The organism is Paenibacillus qinlingensis, assembly GCF_013204845.1.
Classification (GTDB): Bacteria; Bacillota; Bacilli; order Paenibacillales; family NBRC-103111; genus Paenibacillus_E; species Paenibacillus_E qinlingensis.
On record NZ_JABMKY010000005.1, the window covers coordinates 334763 to 351429 of the forward strand.

General features: G+C 40.6%; 15 protein-coding genes and 1 other annotated feature. Of the genes, 13 read left to right on the top strand and 2 right to left on the bottom strand.

Annotated features, from left to right (window positions below; translation table 11 throughout):
• The first annotated feature begins 36 nt into the window (after positions 1-36).
• Positions 37-384, top strand: a complete 348-nt coding sequence (locus HQN88_RS13300; protein WP_173112267.1) for a VOC family protein — start codon at positions 37-39, stop codon at positions 382-384.
• Between the two features lie 162 nt (positions 385-546).
• Here the strand turns inward: HQN88_RS13300 and HQN88_RS13305 are convergent, their stop codons facing one another.
• Positions 547-1356, bottom strand: a complete 810-nt coding sequence (locus HQN88_RS13305; protein ID WP_173112270.1) for a hypothetical protein — start codon at positions 1354-1356, stop codon at positions 547-549.
• A gap of 292 nt (positions 1357-1648) precedes the next feature.
• On the opposite strand from HQN88_RS13305, the gene HQN88_RS13310 reads away from it, so the two are divergent.
• The 5 genes from HQN88_RS13310 (at position 1649) to HQN88_RS13330 (ending at position 9245) form a co-directional block, all read left to right on the top strand.
• A complete protein-coding gene (locus HQN88_RS13310; protein WP_173112273.1) occupies positions 1649-2722 on the top strand; it encodes a HupE/UreJ family protein in 1074 nt (357 codons plus the stop codon).
• A gap of 170 nt (positions 2723-2892) precedes the next feature.
• Positions 2893-4806 carry a metallophosphoesterase gene (locus HQN88_RS13315; protein WP_173112276.1) on the top strand — a complete coding sequence of 638 codons (1914 nt, stop codon included), beginning with the start codon at positions 2893-2895 and terminating at the stop codon, positions 4804-4806.
• A gap of 95 nt (positions 4807-4901) precedes the next feature.
• Entirely contained in the window at positions 4902-6782 is a 1881-nt protein-coding gene (locus HQN88_RS13320; RefSeq protein WP_173112279.1) for an S-layer homology domain-containing protein, read from the top strand.
• Positions 6783-6868: 86 nt separating this feature from the next.
• The gene (locus HQN88_RS13325) at positions 6869-7993 is read left to right on the top strand and encodes a HupE/UreJ family protein (RefSeq protein ID WP_173112282.1); all 1125 of its coding nucleotides are present in this window, start codon (positions 6869-6871) and stop codon (positions 7991-7993) included.
• Between the two features lie 76 nt (positions 7994-8069).
• Positions 8070-9245, top strand: coding sequence for a YibE/F family protein (locus HQN88_RS13330; protein WP_173112285.1), 1176 nt, complete (start codon positions 8070-8072; stop codon positions 9243-9245).
• 80 nt (positions 9246-9325) lie between these two features.
• On the opposite strand, the gene HQN88_RS13335 is transcribed toward HQN88_RS13330, so the two are convergent.
• Positions 9326-10717: a phytase gene (locus HQN88_RS13335; RefSeq protein ID WP_173112288.1), complete on the bottom strand. Its 1392-nt coding sequence runs from the start codon at positions 10715-10717 to the stop codon at positions 9326-9328.
• 303 nt (positions 10718-11020) lie between these two features.
• On the opposite strand from HQN88_RS13335, the gene HQN88_RS13340 reads away from it, so the two are divergent.
• The 7 genes from HQN88_RS13340 (at position 11021) to HQN88_RS13370 (ending at position 16563) form a co-directional block, all read left to right on the top strand.
• Entirely contained in the window at positions 11021-11368 is a 348-nt protein-coding gene (locus HQN88_RS13340) for an ArsR/SmtB family transcription factor (protein ID WP_173112291.1), read from the top strand.
• A 52-nt stretch (positions 11369-11420) separates the two neighbouring features.
• Positions 11421-12083 carry an MIP/aquaporin family protein gene (locus HQN88_RS13345; RefSeq protein ID WP_173112294.1) on the top strand — a complete coding sequence of 221 codons (663 nt, stop codon included), beginning with the start codon at positions 11421-11423 and terminating at the stop codon, positions 12081-12083.
• Positions 12076-12498, top strand: coding sequence for an arsenate reductase (thioredoxin) (gene arsC, locus HQN88_RS13350; protein ID WP_173112297.1), 423 nt, complete (start codon positions 12076-12078; stop codon positions 12496-12498). Before HQN88_RS13345 ends, arsC begins: the two co-directional genes overlap by 8 nt.
• Before the next feature lie 4 nt (positions 12499-12502).
• Entirely contained in the window at positions 12503-12943 is a 441-nt protein-coding gene (locus HQN88_RS13355) for an ArsI/CadI family heavy metal resistance metalloenzyme (protein ID WP_420794186.1), read from the top strand.
• 53 nt (positions 12944-12996) lie between these two features.
• Positions 12997-13253, top strand: a binding site (T-box leader).
• 48 nt (positions 13254-13301) lie between these two features.
• Positions 13302-14297, top strand: coding sequence for a tryptophan--tRNA ligase (locus HQN88_RS13360; protein ID WP_173112304.1), 996 nt, complete (start codon positions 13302-13304; stop codon positions 14295-14297).
• Positions 14298-14528: 231 nt separating this feature from the next.
• The gene (locus HQN88_RS13365; RefSeq protein ID WP_173112307.1) at positions 14529-15362 is read left to right on the top strand and encodes an HAD-IIA family hydrolase; all 834 of its coding nucleotides are present in this window, start codon (positions 14529-14531) and stop codon (positions 15360-15362) included.
• Positions 15346-16563, top strand: a complete 1218-nt coding sequence (locus tag HQN88_RS13370) for a sn-glycerol-1-phosphate dehydrogenase (protein ID WP_173112309.1) — start codon at positions 15346-15348, stop codon at positions 16561-16563. Before HQN88_RS13365 ends, HQN88_RS13370 begins: the two co-directional genes overlap by 17 nt.
• Positions 16564-16667 lie beyond the last annotated feature (104 nt).

A 16667-nucleotide genomic window follows, 5' to 3' on the forward strand; every position in this document is an offset into this window, starting at 1 on the left:
AGTAAAAAAAATGAGGTCAGACAGGAGTTAGATACAATGATCCTAGGTTTCGGAGGAATTTTTTGGAGAACGAAGAATCTTGAAGCTATAAAAAAATGGTACAGCGAAGTGTTGAAGCTTGAAATAGAAAATTGGAATGGGACTGTGATAAAACCTCATTCGGGAAATGAAACTATTTTTTCTTTTTTTACCGAGAATGACAGTTATTTTCCAACAGATCAACAAGTGATGTTAAATTTTCAAGTAGATAATCTTGACGAGACAATTAAACATCTTGAGCAAATTGGTGTACCACTTGCAAAGAATAAAGAGAGTAGTGATTATGGAAAGTTTATTTGGATTGAGGATCCTGAAGGTCGTTTGATTGAGCTTTGGGAGAAATAACGAGTTGTCATTCATTTGCTGTTTAGTTAACGAGAAATGATAGTTGAGGAGCCTGCTTCACTGCAGCGCTCCTTTTCTGTTTCATAAAGTAATGGGCAGCCAAGACAAGATGAACGGTTTTTTCATCATAGTTGGTTCTTAGCAAATTTAATGTGCGTGATACTAAACGTATTTCTTGATATCGTCCTCCGTAGTTAATTCAACACCATTAGCAGCAATTGGTTGAGCAATGTTGCTGTCTTCGTTTACTGGTAATTGCTGTTGAATGTCTTCGTTACTATGTTTAATCGTATGCTCCAAATTTCTAACTACTTTCTGGGATGTATCAATCATTTTGCCGTCTAAATCAAGTGCTTTTCTTTTTAACCTTTCGGAGCGAGCGGGGTCGCTTGCCCAATTTAAAGATTCACTTTCAAGCGTCAATTGAGCCATTTTAACGCTTTTGACTTGTTTAACTTCGCTGGTTGAAGATATTAATGTCTTCATCGTGTCCGATGTAAGTTGCATAGTAGAAGTATATTGGGAGTTTGATGAATCGATATTCTTGACGCTTTTGTCTACGTTGGCATTATGTTCTTTGAGGTTTTTATCACCTAAACCAGTTGCTTTGAGGAGCTCATCTTGCTGCAATTGTTGTATTTGCTTATCTATATCTTGAATTTGTTTATCAATCTGTTCAAGTCCTATTTTCATTTCTTCCGGACTAGCTCCACCTTCTAAGCCGCTTGATAGGTAGTCATTTCGTCGATCCATAATATTTTGTTTATGTTCCATTAAACTTTCAAGTATCGATTTCTTCCAACCATTTTTACTGAACAAATTCTGAGCTTGTGGACTTATCGTTATATTGTCATTATTATGATCTCGCTTATGTTTGTCAGTTGTTTTATGATGATCACTCGGTTTATTGGTAGTTGGGATCTCTAACTTTCCAGGTGTGCGTTCGTGGTTTAGATTTATCGAAATGTTCATGCATACTCTCCTTCATTATGTAGTAATTAAATATGTACTATTATTATTTTTCCTAAAATTAGTCAATCGTTTAGATGTATCATAAACGCAATTATTCAATAAATCAATAAATTAATATTTGGTCTCTGCTACGAGCTTCTGCATATTCAAATCGTCTGCTGCCGCGTTCATCCAAATATTCTCCTTCACAATAAATATATATGATTACGACTCTCCTCTAACATAATGAGCTTATATTGGTAAACAGACGTTAGCAGAGGTTTGTAATGCAGCAGATCAGGAGGGTAAGAAGATGGTTAAAAAGTGGTTTGTTTTTTTGGCAGTAACGTTAGTACTATTCGCTTTATGTGTTCCTGTTACATTTGCTCATGATGGTGACAGCCTAGCCTATTCGGATATTTCAATAAAGGATGGCGTCATTACATACAAATTGCAGCTTGATATGTACGATATGCGTGCAGGCGCAACACAAGATGATCCGGACAGACAATTCACAACGCCTGAAGAGTTAAATCGATTCGTTAGTAATTCCCGTGATGAAGTAGAAGCTTTTTTGCTCTCCCAAATCAAATTGTATGGGGATAATTTGCAGCTTGATGGAAAGCTGACACAGCTTAACTATGTAGAAAAGGATAATCAGCCGTTTGCAGAAGCGATTTTGGAGTATCCAGTGAGAAATAATCCTCAGCATTTTGTATTGGACTATGACTTGGTTTTTAATATGGATGAATGGCATGTCAATTATGTAACGTTAGAGCTGGGTAAGCTTAAGCAGAATGCCGTATTAGTTAATGATCTCCGCGAGTTTCAAGTAGGTCAAATGAGCTTTGGGCATGCAATCAGCACATATTTTCAGCTTGGTTTAGAGAGTTTTTCGTTTGGTTTTAATCATATTTTGTTTCTATTGGCTCTTCTAATAGGTGCAAGATCTAAGAAACAGCTCCTAATGTATATAGGTTCTTTTGCCGTTGCTCATTCGCTGACTTTGATTATAGTCAGCCTGCATATCCTGACGCTTCCACACAAGTTTGTAGAATCTGGCATTGCTCTTAGTATCCTATATATCGCATTGAACAATCTGTTAAACAAGAACAAAGAACAAAATATATGGTTAGTTTCCTGCTTTAGCTTGATTCATGGATTTGGGTTTGCTGAAATATGTAGTGGAATGAGCAACAAAGGAGGACACGTTGCACCCGCATTAATTGCTTATAATGTGGGTATTGTTGTCAGTTTAGTTGTGATTGTCCTGATTCTGTATCCGCTCATCCATTATATCCGCAGACTAAATTGGGCGATTTCTGCAATTTTAATAGTACTCTCATTGCTCGGAATTTTTGGTTTAATTGGCGTCTATCTAGCGTAGCTGCACTAAACGCAAGAATTACTAGGTGTTACCATGAACTGTACTTTTTTTGTTTACAATTATAACATGGGAAGATCCAATTTTTTTTACAATTCTAGATTAAGCTTGGTTAGTACCTTCTTATATTAACCGCGCGGTGGGGGGGTGCTAACATCTTTGAGGAGTGGTCCATGTTGTTTATCTTATTTAGTCCAAAAAGACGCTTTACCACAATTACTGTACTAGTCTTAGCTATTCTACTAGTCATTTCTCTGCTACCTTCTGGATTTGCAGGTAAGTTAAAGCTGAACACAGTCGCAAGTGCAGATGCGAGTACTTACGCTATTTCAGACATATTGCTCAACCCGGGGAAGAATGAATCCGAGTTGAATGTAACGTATTATACGAACGTTAATCCTGTTGCTACCCAAGTCCAAGTCACTTATAAAGCCTACGTTGTAGGCGGTGTATTCCCTGGCTCTTCCGCATCAGTTACCTTTACAGGAACGTCTTCCGAAGCAGCGACGGTTTCATCGAATGTTTATTATTCTAACAAAGCAACGATTACAACTCTTGCACCTAATCAAGACTATGCGTACCGAGTAGGAGACGGCACCAACTGGAGTCCGGTTTACTACTATTCAACGCAAGATCCATACAACTATAGCGTCATGTTCGTAGGGGATCCGCAAATCGGTTCATCTGGTAGTGTAACCAACGATACATACGGTTGGACTAACACGTTGAACAAAGCAGTTGCTAAGTTCCCTAAATTAAGTTTTATTATGTCTGCTGGCGATCAGGTGGAAACGAATAACAGTGAAGCTCAGTATGATGCCTTTCTAAGTCCTAGCTTGCTTAGAAACTTGCCTGTAGCAACAGTTGTTGGGAACCACGATGGCAGTGCGAATTATGCTTATCATTTTAATCAGCCGAATCAGTCTACTCTAGGTGCTACGACGGTTAGCCCAGGAGACTATTATTACACCAAAGGCGATTCATTGTTTATGGTATTGAATACAAACAATAGCAGCGCAGCGGCACACGTACAGTTTATGAAAGAAACAGTTGCTGCAGTTCCAAATGCTAAATGGAAGTTCGTCACTTTCCACCATGATATTTATGGAGCGGGAACTCACTCGATACAGTCTGATATTACTAATTTAAGAGCAGGCCTTTTCCCAACATTTGACGAGTTGAATATCGACATGATCTTCATGGGGCATGATCACTCGTATGTTAGAACGTTTGTAATGAAAGGCGACAAACCGCAAAAAAACCAACTTGTTGATAGTCAAGGAAGAGATGTTAACCCTACAGGCTCTACTTACATCACAGCCAACTCATCAAGCGGTAGTAAGTATTATTCCTTACAGACAACTCCGGAAGTATATTCAGCAGTTAGAAGCCAGCTTCGTGTTCCGACCTTCTCTACGATTGACGTAACTCCAACCAGCGTTACGGTCAAAACGTTTAGAACCGATACAATGGAAGAAGTTGATTCCTATGGGTTGGTTAAAGATACGGAAGCAAAAGTATATTCTAAACAAACGCAAGATGTTCATCCATCTACCTTTGAATATTACTATGCACTTACTAATGGTAATAATGTAAACACCGTAGATGCCACTTTCGGCTTTGACAGCACAAGAATCAAATTTAAGAAAGCTGAGTTAGTATCTCCTAACGCTGGAGTAATTGACAGCAAAGTAGAAGGGAATTCAGTTAGGGTTGTGGCCGGCTTAACAACAGCGATCTCAACAATTGCAACCACAGATGTTGTTAAACTTACCTTTGAGCTTGTTCCAGGACCACAGAAAGTGGCGTCAGCAGATTTAAATCTTCTTAGCTCATTTACTTCTTCCACTGGGTTAAATAAGGACACTAAATCTACGATTACTGGGAAGACAGGCTCCGTTATCAGTTATTACGATTTTAATAATGACGGTCTATTAACACCTGCCGATTTGTCAAAAGCATTAGAATATTACAGAGCTACGTCAACAGATGCAAACTGGAATATTGCTAAGTTTGCAGATGTCGTTGCAGATAATGTTGTAGATATAACCGACTTCACTTTAATTTTAAAACAGATTCTTGACTAACAATTGATATCCTGATTATGAACGGAGTTACCTTCAACAGGAAAAGGCTCTAGAGCCTTTTCCTGAATCTCAAACATAGAGGTGCACCATAGAGCATGAAAATGAAATTAATGACGATCTTCGTTCTTATATGCATACTATCCTTGCAAATAACTGCATTTGCCGCTACTCCTATAAACCTGCAAAATGTAGAATTTTCACAGCAAAGTGTTACTGTTGGTACAAATGCAAACGAGTTTTCAGTGGGCATCATTGTTACGAACAATGCCATGTTTAGCGGCGCAGAATTTGGTTTAGGCCTAGAAGGTAATATAAACATTAAATCAGTAGAGTACACAAGTACCGTTACAAGTACTAACAAAGTGTTCAAAGAAAAGGATGGCGTTAATTATTTCGGCTTCTTTGATAACAAAAATATTTATAATGGCAAAGTAACCATCTGCAATGTGATATTTACTTATAGCGGAAATGATCCTGCAAAAATAACGATGAAAGAAACCAATGTAACAACAAGTACCGAAAATGGTGGGGCGACAAAGGAAAGTATAACTCCTGGTCTTGTTCTAAATGTAAAAAGGGAAAGTGCGGGAAACCCGTCTAACACTTCACCTAGCTTTCCGTCAGGTTCTTCTACATCCGTACCATCAGCTGTCCCTGCAACGACAATTGACCCGCAAATGCTAGCTTTAATTACTCAAAATGCTGGCCAAAAGCTGGATGAGCTATTAGCAAACAAAAACAATGGGGGCAATGCACAAACGGCGCTTAAACAGGCAATTGATGTAGTTGAGAAGGCTATTGAACAGCAATCAACATTAAATATTTCTGGTTCGGTGAAAGTTGAAGGCGAGACTGCTAAGGTTGTATTGGACGCCAATGCATTTCCTGATTTGTTTAAAACAATTAAAAATAATGCAGCAATAATGAATGATAAATTAAAAGCATTCGATCCAAATGCGAAAGCTAACGTGACCGCAACACTTGATCTTGGGGCACAAAATGTGAATAATGCAGAGATTCCAATTATTGCCGATCTAGTGACACAAGCCAAAGAAGCCGGAATTGATGCGATCTCGATTAAAGTAAATGGCGTTTCATTAGCTGTTGAAGTAGATCAATTTATCGGGAATATGACACTAACTATTAAAAAACAACCAACAGCAAGCTTAGTTACAAACTTGAAAATAGCATCAGATACTTACAATTTTGAGTTTCTGAATAGTTCAGGCACAAATGCGACATTTACGAAACCTGTACTAGTTAAATTACCGATTACGGTGCAAGGATTGAATTCCGATTTATTCTCTCTAGCCAAAATAATCGACGGTAAATTAGAATTTTATGGTGGTCGTTATGATGCGGAAGGCAATTACGCTGAAGGCGAACGTAAATCGTTTTCCACGTATGCCATCTTTGAGAACAAAGTGGATTTTACTGATATCGCTGACGTTCAAGCATGGGCAGGTAAATCGATTGGAATCGCAGCTGCCCAAGGAATCGTTCAGGGCCGCAGTGAAGGACAATTTGTGCCTAATGCTGAAGTGACACGCGCCGAATTTGCTGCGATGATTGTAAAAGCTTTTCATCTGGAAGATGACTCCGCTACCGAATCCTTCAGTGATGTAAACGACAAAGATTGGTTTAAGTCCGTAGTTGCTTCCGCTGCAAAGGCAGGAATCATCCATGGCCGTTCGGTTGAACAATTTGCACCAAATGAAACAATTAGCAGAGCGGAAATGGCAACAATTGCTTCAAATGCGCTCGTGGCTGTCAAAGGCTATAAGAATGAAACAGATATGAATGCAATATTAAGTAAATTTAAAGATAGTGCTTCGATACATTCATCTCTTGCAGCTGGCGTTGCATTGGCCGCAAGTCAAGACATCGTTGTTGGTTACAATGATAACTTTGAACCAAATGACTCCTCTACACGTGCTCAAGCAGCTGTTGTGATTGAGAGACTTCTAAACAAATAAGCAGAAACGGAATGACAGAATCCTCCTCTAATTGCAGATAGGGGAGGGTTTTTGTCTTTATTATGAAAATTCTAGGGGGAATAAATATGATCATGAGGAATGCTTCTGTTTTGCGTTCGATACTGTGTTCATTGGCGTTAGTGGCTGCACTTGTTTTTCCTTTCAAGCAAGCAGCGTATGCCCATGCTTATAGTGCTGGGTATACGACGCTGAAACTAACCCAATCACAAACAGAGATGATCTACTCGCTGGACGAATTATCTGTCATAGAGCTATTGAACGGTGACGCCAATTCGGATAACAAGCTGGATCAAGAAGAGTTCGACGCGGTGAAAGAGAAGATGGAAGTTAAATTAAAGGAGAATCTAACCCTTAATATTAACGGGGAACCGAAGGCTTGGACTCAAGTAGAGAGCTTAGGGCTTGAACAGCAAGGAGACGTAACAAAGCTCGTATTGAAAGCCATTTATCCTCCGGTGTCGCCTTCAATGACAATAACCTTTATTGATAATCTATATACGAATGATGCGAAAACGAATTACGTCAACCTGTTAACCATTCAACATGGTGATCAGAAAAGCACAGAAGCGCTATCCGGTAATTTCCGTACATGGAATATGACAGTAACGGAGAAGGATTTTGAATCGGAGCATACAAATGTGATAGACGGCTGGTTTTCTTTTTTGAAACTTGGCATGAGCCATATATGGGGTGGTTATGACCACTTGCTCTTCTTGTTTTCACTGCTGATTGCACGCCAAACACTTAAACAGTATGCGACTATGATTACAGCTTTTACGATTGCTCATAGCTGCACCCTAACTTTAACGGTTCTCGGAATAATTAATGTACCTCCTATGATTGTTGAGCCTGCTATCGCGCTTAGCATTTGTTATGTCGCATTTGACAATATTAGGCGTCCCTCGGTTAGCCATCGCTGGGTGCTGACCTTTTTGTTCGGCCTTATTCATGGCATGGGGTTTGCCGACATATTGAAGGAAATGAATATTCCGAGAAGTGAGTTAGCAGTTGATTTGATCAGCTTTAACCTGGGAATTGAAACGGTTCAGATCATAATTGTCGGGTTGCTTGTGCCGCTACTCTATGTCATGCACCGTTATAAATATGCAAGACGTATCGTTGTTGCCAGTTCAAGTGTAGCGCTTATTTTAGGAGCTATTTGGCTGTTGAAACGGGTGAGTAGTATCTAGTGAAGGAAAGCCTCTGAAAACAAACATTTTGCCGAATCGGCTGACTATGACAGATCTACTAATTTGGAGGTTTCACATGCATAAATCTAAGAAAGTAAGAGTTGTTCTTTTCGTACTGTTTTTGTTGATCATCAGTCTATTTATGTACTTCTTTAGTCTCAGTCCCGAAGATAAGTATAATAAGCATGGTGATACCTCCTATACAAAATATGAAAAAGCAAAGGTATTGAAAGTCATTAGCGAGGAGTTGGAAAAGGATTCAACAAGAGGAGATTTGTATTCGGGGTCTCAGGAACTCGAGGTGAAAATTCTTTCCGGGGAGCATAAAGGTACCGTTCATACCATTACCAACAACGTGAGCATATATTTGAACGTTATTGCAAAAGCAGGGCAAACGCTTATCGTTAGCGTCGATACTGCGGATGCTCAAAACTACTTGGTCAGTGTGTACAGCTATTATCGAGCTCCGCTCTTATTCTCTTTGATTTTGCTCTTTTTTGCTACTTTGTGGTGGCTTGGTGGAAAAAGAGGCTTGATGTCAGTAGTAGGTATCGTTTTTACTTTTGCTTGTATTATCTATTTGTTTATACCTATGTTATATAGGGGATATTCTCCAATACTTGCTTCTGTACTGATGGTTGTCCTGACAACCTGTGTTACCTTGTTATTATTGAACGGTTGGAGCTCAAAATCCGTCGCAGCCATAATAGGAACGACTGTTGGGATGATTATTACGGGATTGATTGCATATATATCCGGTAATTTAGCCCATATTTCAGGGTATAGTACACCAGAAGTCGAAATTTTAATCGTTGTTGCTGATCAAACCGGCATGCAGCTAAAAGGGCTGCTGTTCGCTGGTATTTTACTTTCTTCGCTTGGCGCCATAATTGACGTAGGTATTGCTATTTCTTCATCCGTTTATGAAGTTTATTTAACAAATCCTAATCTTAGCAAGAAGGAACTGTTTTTCTCTGGCCTTAATGTTGGACGCGATATGATGGGTACCATGGCCAATACCCTGATCCTTGCCTTTACAGGAACTTCACTTGCTTCGCTAATGATCATTTATGTTTCTCAGGTATCCAGTAATCAATTAATTAACATGAATATGATAACGATTGAAGCGATTCAGGGGATAACCGGATGTTTTGGGGTTGTTCTTACTGTACCGATTGTCGCTTTTATTTCCTCGCGGATTATTCCTGATTTTGAGAAAAAGAATAATCTTGCGAACCGTTTCCAAGAATAATAACTCAACGATAATAAAAACCTCCAACCCTTTTACATAGGATTGGAGGTTTTTATAGGTTCAATGTAGATAGCAATCACTTATTTCGTATTTCGATTAACCAATTGGCGGGGATTGATGTTGTTCTGAATGTCCAACTTTGGAGAAGCGCCGCCTGCGATCTGCTCCCAACCAACAATCTTGAAATTCTGATTGATCTTCTTGCCGTTCTCTAGGTTAGCGTCATCCTGTGAAACGAAGATTCCGCTAGGATAGTTAGCTCCGAGCCCGAAACTCATTACATCAATACCATCTGTCTCGCTTGTTCCGTCGATTGTATTGCCATCGGCAATGTTGAAAGTCGTCACGAACGGATTATTGCCTTCACGCTTATAAATGGCATAGCTGTTACTACCTTGACTTGAAGCGATGAGATAACCCGCGCCATCCTTACCGTAATAGAGTGTCAGACCCTCTATATCGTCTTGTAAGCGGCGTCCATCGGCAATATCTACAGTCGCTAGCGGTTCTTTGGCGCCATCAGGCTCAGCGCTGTATTTCCAAATCGCGAAGTCTTCTTCTGCGATATACATCGTACCGTATTCATCATCGGCTACAAGTCCTTCCGATTGCGTAGCGAGATGAAGTTCACGAACGAGTTTGCCGGCAATTTTGCCATGCCCATTATCCGACAACTCATATTGTTCAAATTCACCTTTTTTTCCGAGCACAAGTGCGTAAAATTTACCTGTTTTCAAGCTGTGGTATAAGCTGAATCCGTAAACCTCGCTCATGCTCGATTTAATCGGTTCGGCAACGATATTCGTCAACTCACCGGTTTCTCCAGAGATTACAAATACGTCAATCGTATTCGTTGTACGGTTGGACGCAGCGACGATGTCAACCTTTTTGTCACCTAACGGGAAGTCATAACGCAGGTCGATATTGTTCATTTTACCAACTTTGTAGGATTGCAATTGCTTGCCGTTCAAGTCATACACAAGCAAGCCTCCTGCTTTATTCGTAGCCACCAACTTACTCTTAGCTGGATCCTTCGGATCTACCCAAATCGATGGATCGTCGGCTGCATCTTCCCCCGAGTCAACCGCTTCTGTTTCTCCCTGTGCTTTCACAGAGAAAGTAGGAATTACATCTTTTGAATCCTGGTATTTAGCATTTTCTGCAAGAATACTTTGTAGCAACGATGCTGGAATAACCGTTTTTTCATCAACTAACTTCACTGGCGTGGACAATTTAGCCTCTTTCCCAGCTAAGCGGTACTTCGCATCATCGATAGTTACAATTCCTGCAATGCCGTTCTTCAGTTTGAATGTGACTGTTCGATCTTTCATATCCCAAATAATCTTCGATCCGATTTTCTCTAATTGTTCACGTAACGGTACATAATCAGCCTCAGCAGCGTTCAGGTGCAGCGTTGGTAAAATCATCCCCGCGATCATTGTCGTTGCAATCAGCATATGACGTTTTTTCATATTGGTTAGTCTCCTTATATTTCGTGATAGTCTCGTTATCTTTTAAAGGATAACAAACCAATATAAAAACGTAGTACAAGTTATGTAAACGAATTGTAATAAATGGAAGCATTTATCAAGACTATGTAAAAATAGCAAGACATCGTTATGTATTTTTTTCAAGATTGGAATGAAAATGAATAATTTCGAAAAAAAATAATTTTCTTGATTTAATGGTTGACCTCTTATGAAATAGATGGTAAATTGATATCACTAAGATAAATCAAAAAAAATTGATTAATTGGTTTGGAGGAAGGTGAGACAATGATCAAAGAAATACCGATAACATCCGTAAATGAGCCAAGTGTATCCTTTAAAGAGTATGAATCGAAATTCAAAGCACTTGCTGATGAGAAGCGATTACAAATCATGTATGAACTTACTCAGCGCGGTAACACCTGTGTGTGTGATCTTACTGACATTGTAGATATGCCTCAATCTAAACTATCTTATCATTTGAAAATTCTGTTGGATGCGGGAATGATTACAAAGGAAACACGTGGTACTTGGAGTTACTACGAAATAAATCAAACTGAAGTAAGTCGAATCCTTTCTGAGCAATTGTGCTGTGTTTTTAAACCTGCTCGCAATGACAGCAGCGATTGTTGCTGAATTTTTTTTGAGCTTTAAATCAAATTTTCTTGATTAATACTAGGGAGAAACAATGAAGAAGAGGTTAATTGCTGAATTTATTGGTACTTATTTCTTGGTCTTTGCTGGTCCAGGCGCGATGATCATTGACGAAATGACCAAAAGTATTACGCATGTTGGAGTTGCTCTCACATTCGGGCTCGTAGTTATGGCTCTCATCTATACTTTTGGACATATTTCCGGTGCACATTTCAATCCCGCAGTTACCATCGGCTTTTTGGTACGAGGAGACATGACTTCAAGAGAAAGCCTTTACTATATCGTTATACAGTTTGTTGCAGCGACTGCCGCGAGCTGCACGCTATATGTACTATTTGGGAATATGGCAGATCTAGGGGCAACTATTCCAATTTCATCGGTAGGGCAATCATTTGTTCTTGAATTTATTTTAACGTTTGTCCTCATGTTAGTCATTTTGGGATCTGCCGTCCATGGTAAAGCCATTAAAAATTTTGCGGGAATCGCAGTTGGGGGTACTGTTGGGCTTATGGCCATGTTTGCAGGCCCTATAAGCGGCGCTTCCATGAACCCAGCACGCTCATTTGGTCCAGCAATCGTTTCAGGTGCAACGCAACATTTATGGTTATATTTAGTGGCGACGATCCTTGGATCTACAACTGCCACACTGGTATATAAACTTTTAGATGAAGAAGGAGAGATTAAGGAATATGGATAAAAAGCTCGTGTATTTTCTTTGTACAGGTAACTCTTGCAGAAGCCAAATGGCGGATGGATTTCTAAGAGCATTAGGTAGTGATAAATATGAGGTCAAAAGTGCTGGATTAGAAGCGCATGGACTTAATCCACGTGCCGTGATTGTAATGAAAGAGGCTGGCGTCGACATTTCTGAGCACACCTCGGATGTAATCGATCCAGAGATTCTGCAGCAAGCTGATTACATCATTACTCTATGCGGTCATGCAAACGATAACTGTCCTGTGGTACGTAACGATAAAGCAGAGCGTTGGCACTGGGGTTTTGATGATCCAGCAAAAGCAACTGGGACAGAGACAGAAATTATTGCTGAGTTTCGTGAGGTCAGGGATTCGATTAAAAACCGTATTGAGCGGTTTGTGAAAGAAGGTAAATGATATGATAAAACGAATGCACGTAGCGGTAAACTGCAGCAACCTCCAAAAATCACTCGATTTTTATAAAGCCTTTTTCGGAGAAGAGCCTACCAAACTAAAAGATAATTATGCCAAGTTTGAACTAACTGACCCAGCTCTTCATTTTTCATTAAATGTTCGACCATTTGAGAAAAAGGGAGTGCTTAATCATCTTGGATTCCAAGTGAATGGCACTGAAGAAGTACTAGCAATTGGTGATCGCCTCCGCCAAGTTGGACTCCTTTTAACTGATGAGATGGACACAACTTGCTGTTATGCAGTTCAGGATAAAGTCTGGGTATATGACCCTGATGGCAATGCGTGGGAAATTTTTTATACGAAACAAGACTCGGAATTTGAAAGTGTCGGTGAACCACAAGACATATCCCTTTGTTGTACTCCGAGCCTGCACAAATCAGCCATCTAATATTTGACAATATCTCAGTGGTCATGTGAAAATGAAGTCATATAATTCAATATAACTTTGCAATGATGAAGAGAGTAAACATAACGAATATGTCAGAGAGCTGATGGTTGGTGTGAATCAGTATAGGGATTATGTTGAAGTGGGCTTCTGAGCATCCAAACCGAAAATTCGTTGAGTAGGCTTTGGCGAAAGTCTCATCGTTACAAGAGACGCGTATTCAAACATCTTGCATGTTTCGATACGTTAGAGTGAGTCCGAGTATGAATTCGGGCTAATTAAGGTGGTATCACGGGGTATTCTCGTCCTTTCAAGGATGGAGAATGCCCCTTTTTTGTCTATCAGAAGGAGGGGAAACAACATGTCAACGGAAATTGTTTTAACAGGAATTAAACCTACGGGGAGAGTTCATTTAGGGAATTACATTGCGGCCATTAAACCGGCACTACAAATCGCCAAAGATAGTGATTGCACGGCACTCTATTTCATTGCTGACTATCATGCATTAACATTCATTCAGAACAGAGACGAGTTTAATGAGCTATCTTATGGGATTGCGGCAACATGGTTGGCACTGGGGCTTGATCCAGATCGAGTGATTTTTTATCGTCAGTCAGATGTCCCAGAAATATTTGAACTTAGCTGGATCCTTTCTTGTCTGACATCCAAGGGATTAATGAATCGTGCTCACGCATATAAGGCTATGATCGATACGAATGAGCAATTGGGAGTGGATACGGACACTGGAGTTAATATGGGGTTATTTACATACCCGATTTTAATGGCAGCGGATATACTGTTATTCCAGTCTGATAAAGTTCCAGTAGGTAAGGATCAGATTCAACATGTTGAGATAGCAAGAGATATTGCCGATGGATTCAATAGGAATTATGGAGAAACCTTCAAATTACCTAATTATGTTGTAGATGAGAACACCTCTGTCGTTCCTGGACTTGATGGGAGGAAAATGAGTAAGAGTTATAGCAATACGATACCTCTTTTTGAAACTGCTGACGAATTAAAGAAGCTTATTAATAAAATTAAAACAGATTCTACGCCTCCAAATGAGCCTAAGGATCCTCATACATCTAATGTGTTTCTATTGTATAAAGAATTCGCTACGCCTAGCCAGACTCAAGTTTTTAGGGATAAATTGGTAAAAGGAATTAGTTGGGGCGAAGCCAAGCAAGAACTGTTTCAGGTTATGAATAATTATTTGGAAAAACCTCGAAACAAGTATAATGATTTGATGGCATCACGAGAACAAATTGACCGTATCTTGTTTGAAGGAGCGAAGAAGGCAAGAGCCTTGGCTGCACCGATGCTAGAGAAAGTGAAATCAAAGATTGGACGGTAAAAACAAAATAGTATAGTTGAATATAAGTCCAAGTAAAGTAATTTGCTTGGGCTTTTTTTGCATTTGTGAAGCAATTGTTTCCAAATTAACAAGTTCTTCATATCAGGATGACAATCCGATAATGGTCGATGTTTATATTGGAGATACAAACGAGCAACAACGAACAAAGTTATGCGCATAATGTTCATTATTGCGCAGTATCGAACTTCATAGTGTGGAGGAAGTGTCAGGATGCAACTTCAGGATGTAAACGGATTTGTTATTGATTTGGATGGAACTGTCTATAGAGGCGGCGAAGTTATTGAGGGAGTGACTCAAACGATTGAGAAGCTCCGAAGTTTGGGAAAGCGAATTGTTTTCTTGAGTAATAGAGGCAATATTTCTAAGAAAATGTGCTATAACCAGTTGGCTCGAATGGGGCTTGGTGTACAGCTTGATGAGATCATTCTTTCTTCGACGGTGTCAGCGGCTTACATCAAAGAACATTATGAAGAGGCAGCAGTGTGGGTACTGGGAGATGAGGGGCTTCGCGATGAACTGCGTGAAGTAGGTGTTACATTGGCCGAATATCCTGAATGCGCGGATTGGCTGCTAATTACGCTGCATGAATCGCTGACGTATAAGGATTTGAATGAGGCGTTTCGGGCGGCATATCATGGCGCAAGAATCATGGCAACGAATGCGGACAAAATGTTTCCATCCGCAGAGGGATTATCCATTGACGTAGCAGGGATGATCGGTGCTATTGTCGCTGCGACAGGAAGAGAGGTTGAACTTGTCATCGGTAAGCCATCTCAGCTCATGGCTGATGCTGCCATCGGTGCACTCGGGATTCCAGTAGAACAATGCCTAATAATAGGGGATAGCTTGGAATCGGATATTCAACTGGGTAAGAAGGCGGGGATGATGACGGCATTAGTATTAACGGGGAATTTGACTCGTGAGGCAGCTGAACTTAGCGAGTTGAAACCCGATTGGGTGTGGGATTCCCTTGCCGCTCTACAAAAGATATTGGCCACTAACGAAGAAGCGGAAGGAAGAGAAGCTGATGGAAGTAAGCAATAACAGCGCAAAAGATATTCTGAGCCTAATCAAACAAAACGCGGAAGCTCTCCATCCTACTACCAAAGGAAATATCGATATAGATGAGATCCGAATTGAGGCTGGCGCTTTGTACAAGGCAGCGCAGTACGTAGCACAGAAAGCATACGGCTGTGTCATCGTGGTTGTGGATACGACCACTTACGAATCAGCGGGAAATCAACTATACACTCATTTGGTGACGGCGGGCGTTAATGCCAATGTGACAATGATTATACCGAATCGTACCGGCGATGTTTTGGCGGACGAGGCGTCAGTAATCCAACTCTTGTTGGATGTACAGAAGGCAAGTGCCAGGCTTGTCATTGCCGTAGGCGGTGGGACCCTTCATGATATCACGAGATATTGCGCGTATACCGCGTCTATCCCGTTCATCTCGGTTCCGACAGCCCCTTCCGTAGATGGGTTCAACTCTAAGGGGGCACCGATTATCACGCGCGGCGTGAAGGTTACAATCCCTGCGATCGGGCCGGATGCGATTTTCGCTGATCTGGATGTACTCGTGCAAGCTCCCCCTACGTTGATTGCGGCGGGCTTCGGGGATATGTTGGGCAAATACACATCACTATTTGATTGGAGTTTTGGGGCGCAGATTGCTGATGAACCCTATCTGCTTGCCTCAGCTGAAATCACGCAGAGAGCCTTGGCACGCTGTGTTCATCAAGTAGACCAGATTGCCAAGAGAGATGTGGAAGGCATATATACCTTGATGACTTCTCTTATCGAATCGGGCCTTGCGATGCTGTTGTTCGGACAGTCGCATCCGGCTTCCGGCAGCGAGCATCATTTATCCCATTATTGGGAAATGGCCTATATCCGACAGGGAAAGCGCCAACTTCTTCACGGAGCCAAGGTAGGCGTTGCGTGTATTGAAATCAGTAAATTGTACCACAGACTTGCTGCTGAGGGACCGCAACGATGGGTTTACACGCCGCATATTAGGGATCATTGGTCGACAATTACGAAGCAAATTATGCGAATTCCCGATGCTCAGAAGTTGGGAGAACTGTTAAAGCAGGTTGGCGGTCCTATAACAATTGAACAACTTGGTGTCGACCCTCAATTGCTTGAACGAAGCTTAAATGAAGGGCATCTTGTTCGGCCATCCCGCTACACGCTGCTTAGAGCTTACAACGAATTGAACCTTGCACACAGAATTACATGATCTTCATTTCGAGTTAACATTCGCATAATGTTTCATATTTACAATCAAAATGAGCTTATATGAACATTGATGTGCACAGAATTGAGCGTTAATTGAATGGTTAT

Excerpts from the sequence above, each read along its gene's own strand:
- HQN88_RS13300 (WP_173112267.1), top strand. The coding sequence starts at position 37 with ATGATCCTAGGTTTCGGAGGAATTTTTTGGAGAACGAAGAATCTTGAA.
- HQN88_RS13305 (WP_173112270.1), bottom strand. The coding sequence starts at position 1,356 with ATGAACATTTCGATAAATCTAAACCACGAACGCACACCTGGAAAGTTA.
- HQN88_RS13310 (WP_173112273.1), top strand. The coding sequence starts at position 1,649 with ATGGTTAAAAAGTGGTTTGTTTTTTTGGCAGTAACGTTAGTACTATTC.
- HQN88_RS13315 (WP_173112276.1), top strand. The coding sequence starts at position 2,893 with ATGTTGTTTATCTTATTTAGTCCAAAAAGACGCTTTACCACAATTACT.
- HQN88_RS13320 (WP_173112279.1), top strand. The coding sequence starts at position 4,902 with ATGAAAATGAAATTAATGACGATCTTCGTTCTTATATGCATACTATCC.
- HQN88_RS13325 (WP_173112282.1), top strand. The coding sequence starts at position 6,869 with ATGATCATGAGGAATGCTTCTGTTTTGCGTTCGATACTGTGTTCATTG.
- HQN88_RS13330 (WP_173112285.1), top strand. The coding sequence starts at position 8,070 with ATGCATAAATCTAAGAAAGTAAGAGTTGTTCTTTTCGTACTGTTTTTG.
- HQN88_RS13335 (WP_173112288.1), bottom strand. The coding sequence starts at position 10,717 with ATGAAAAAACGTCATATGCTGATTGCAACGACAATGATCGCGGGGATG.
- HQN88_RS13340 (WP_173112291.1), top strand. The coding sequence starts at position 11,021 with ATGATCAAAGAAATACCGATAACATCCGTAAATGAGCCAAGTGTATCC.
- HQN88_RS13345 (WP_173112294.1), top strand. The coding sequence starts at position 11,421 with ATGAAGAAGAGGTTAATTGCTGAATTTATTGGTACTTATTTCTTGGTC.
- arsC (WP_173112297.1), top strand. The coding sequence starts at position 12,076 with ATGGATAAAAAGCTCGTGTATTTTCTTTGTACAGGTAACTCTTGCAGA.
- HQN88_RS13360 (WP_173112304.1), top strand. The coding sequence starts at position 13,302 with ATGTCAACGGAAATTGTTTTAACAGGAATTAAACCTACGGGGAGAGTT.
- HQN88_RS13365 (WP_173112307.1), top strand. The coding sequence starts at position 14,529 with ATGCAACTTCAGGATGTAAACGGATTTGTTATTGATTTGGATGGAACT.
- HQN88_RS13370 (WP_173112309.1), top strand. The coding sequence starts at position 15,346 with ATGGAAGTAAGCAATAACAGCGCAAAAGATATTCTGAGCCTAATCAAA.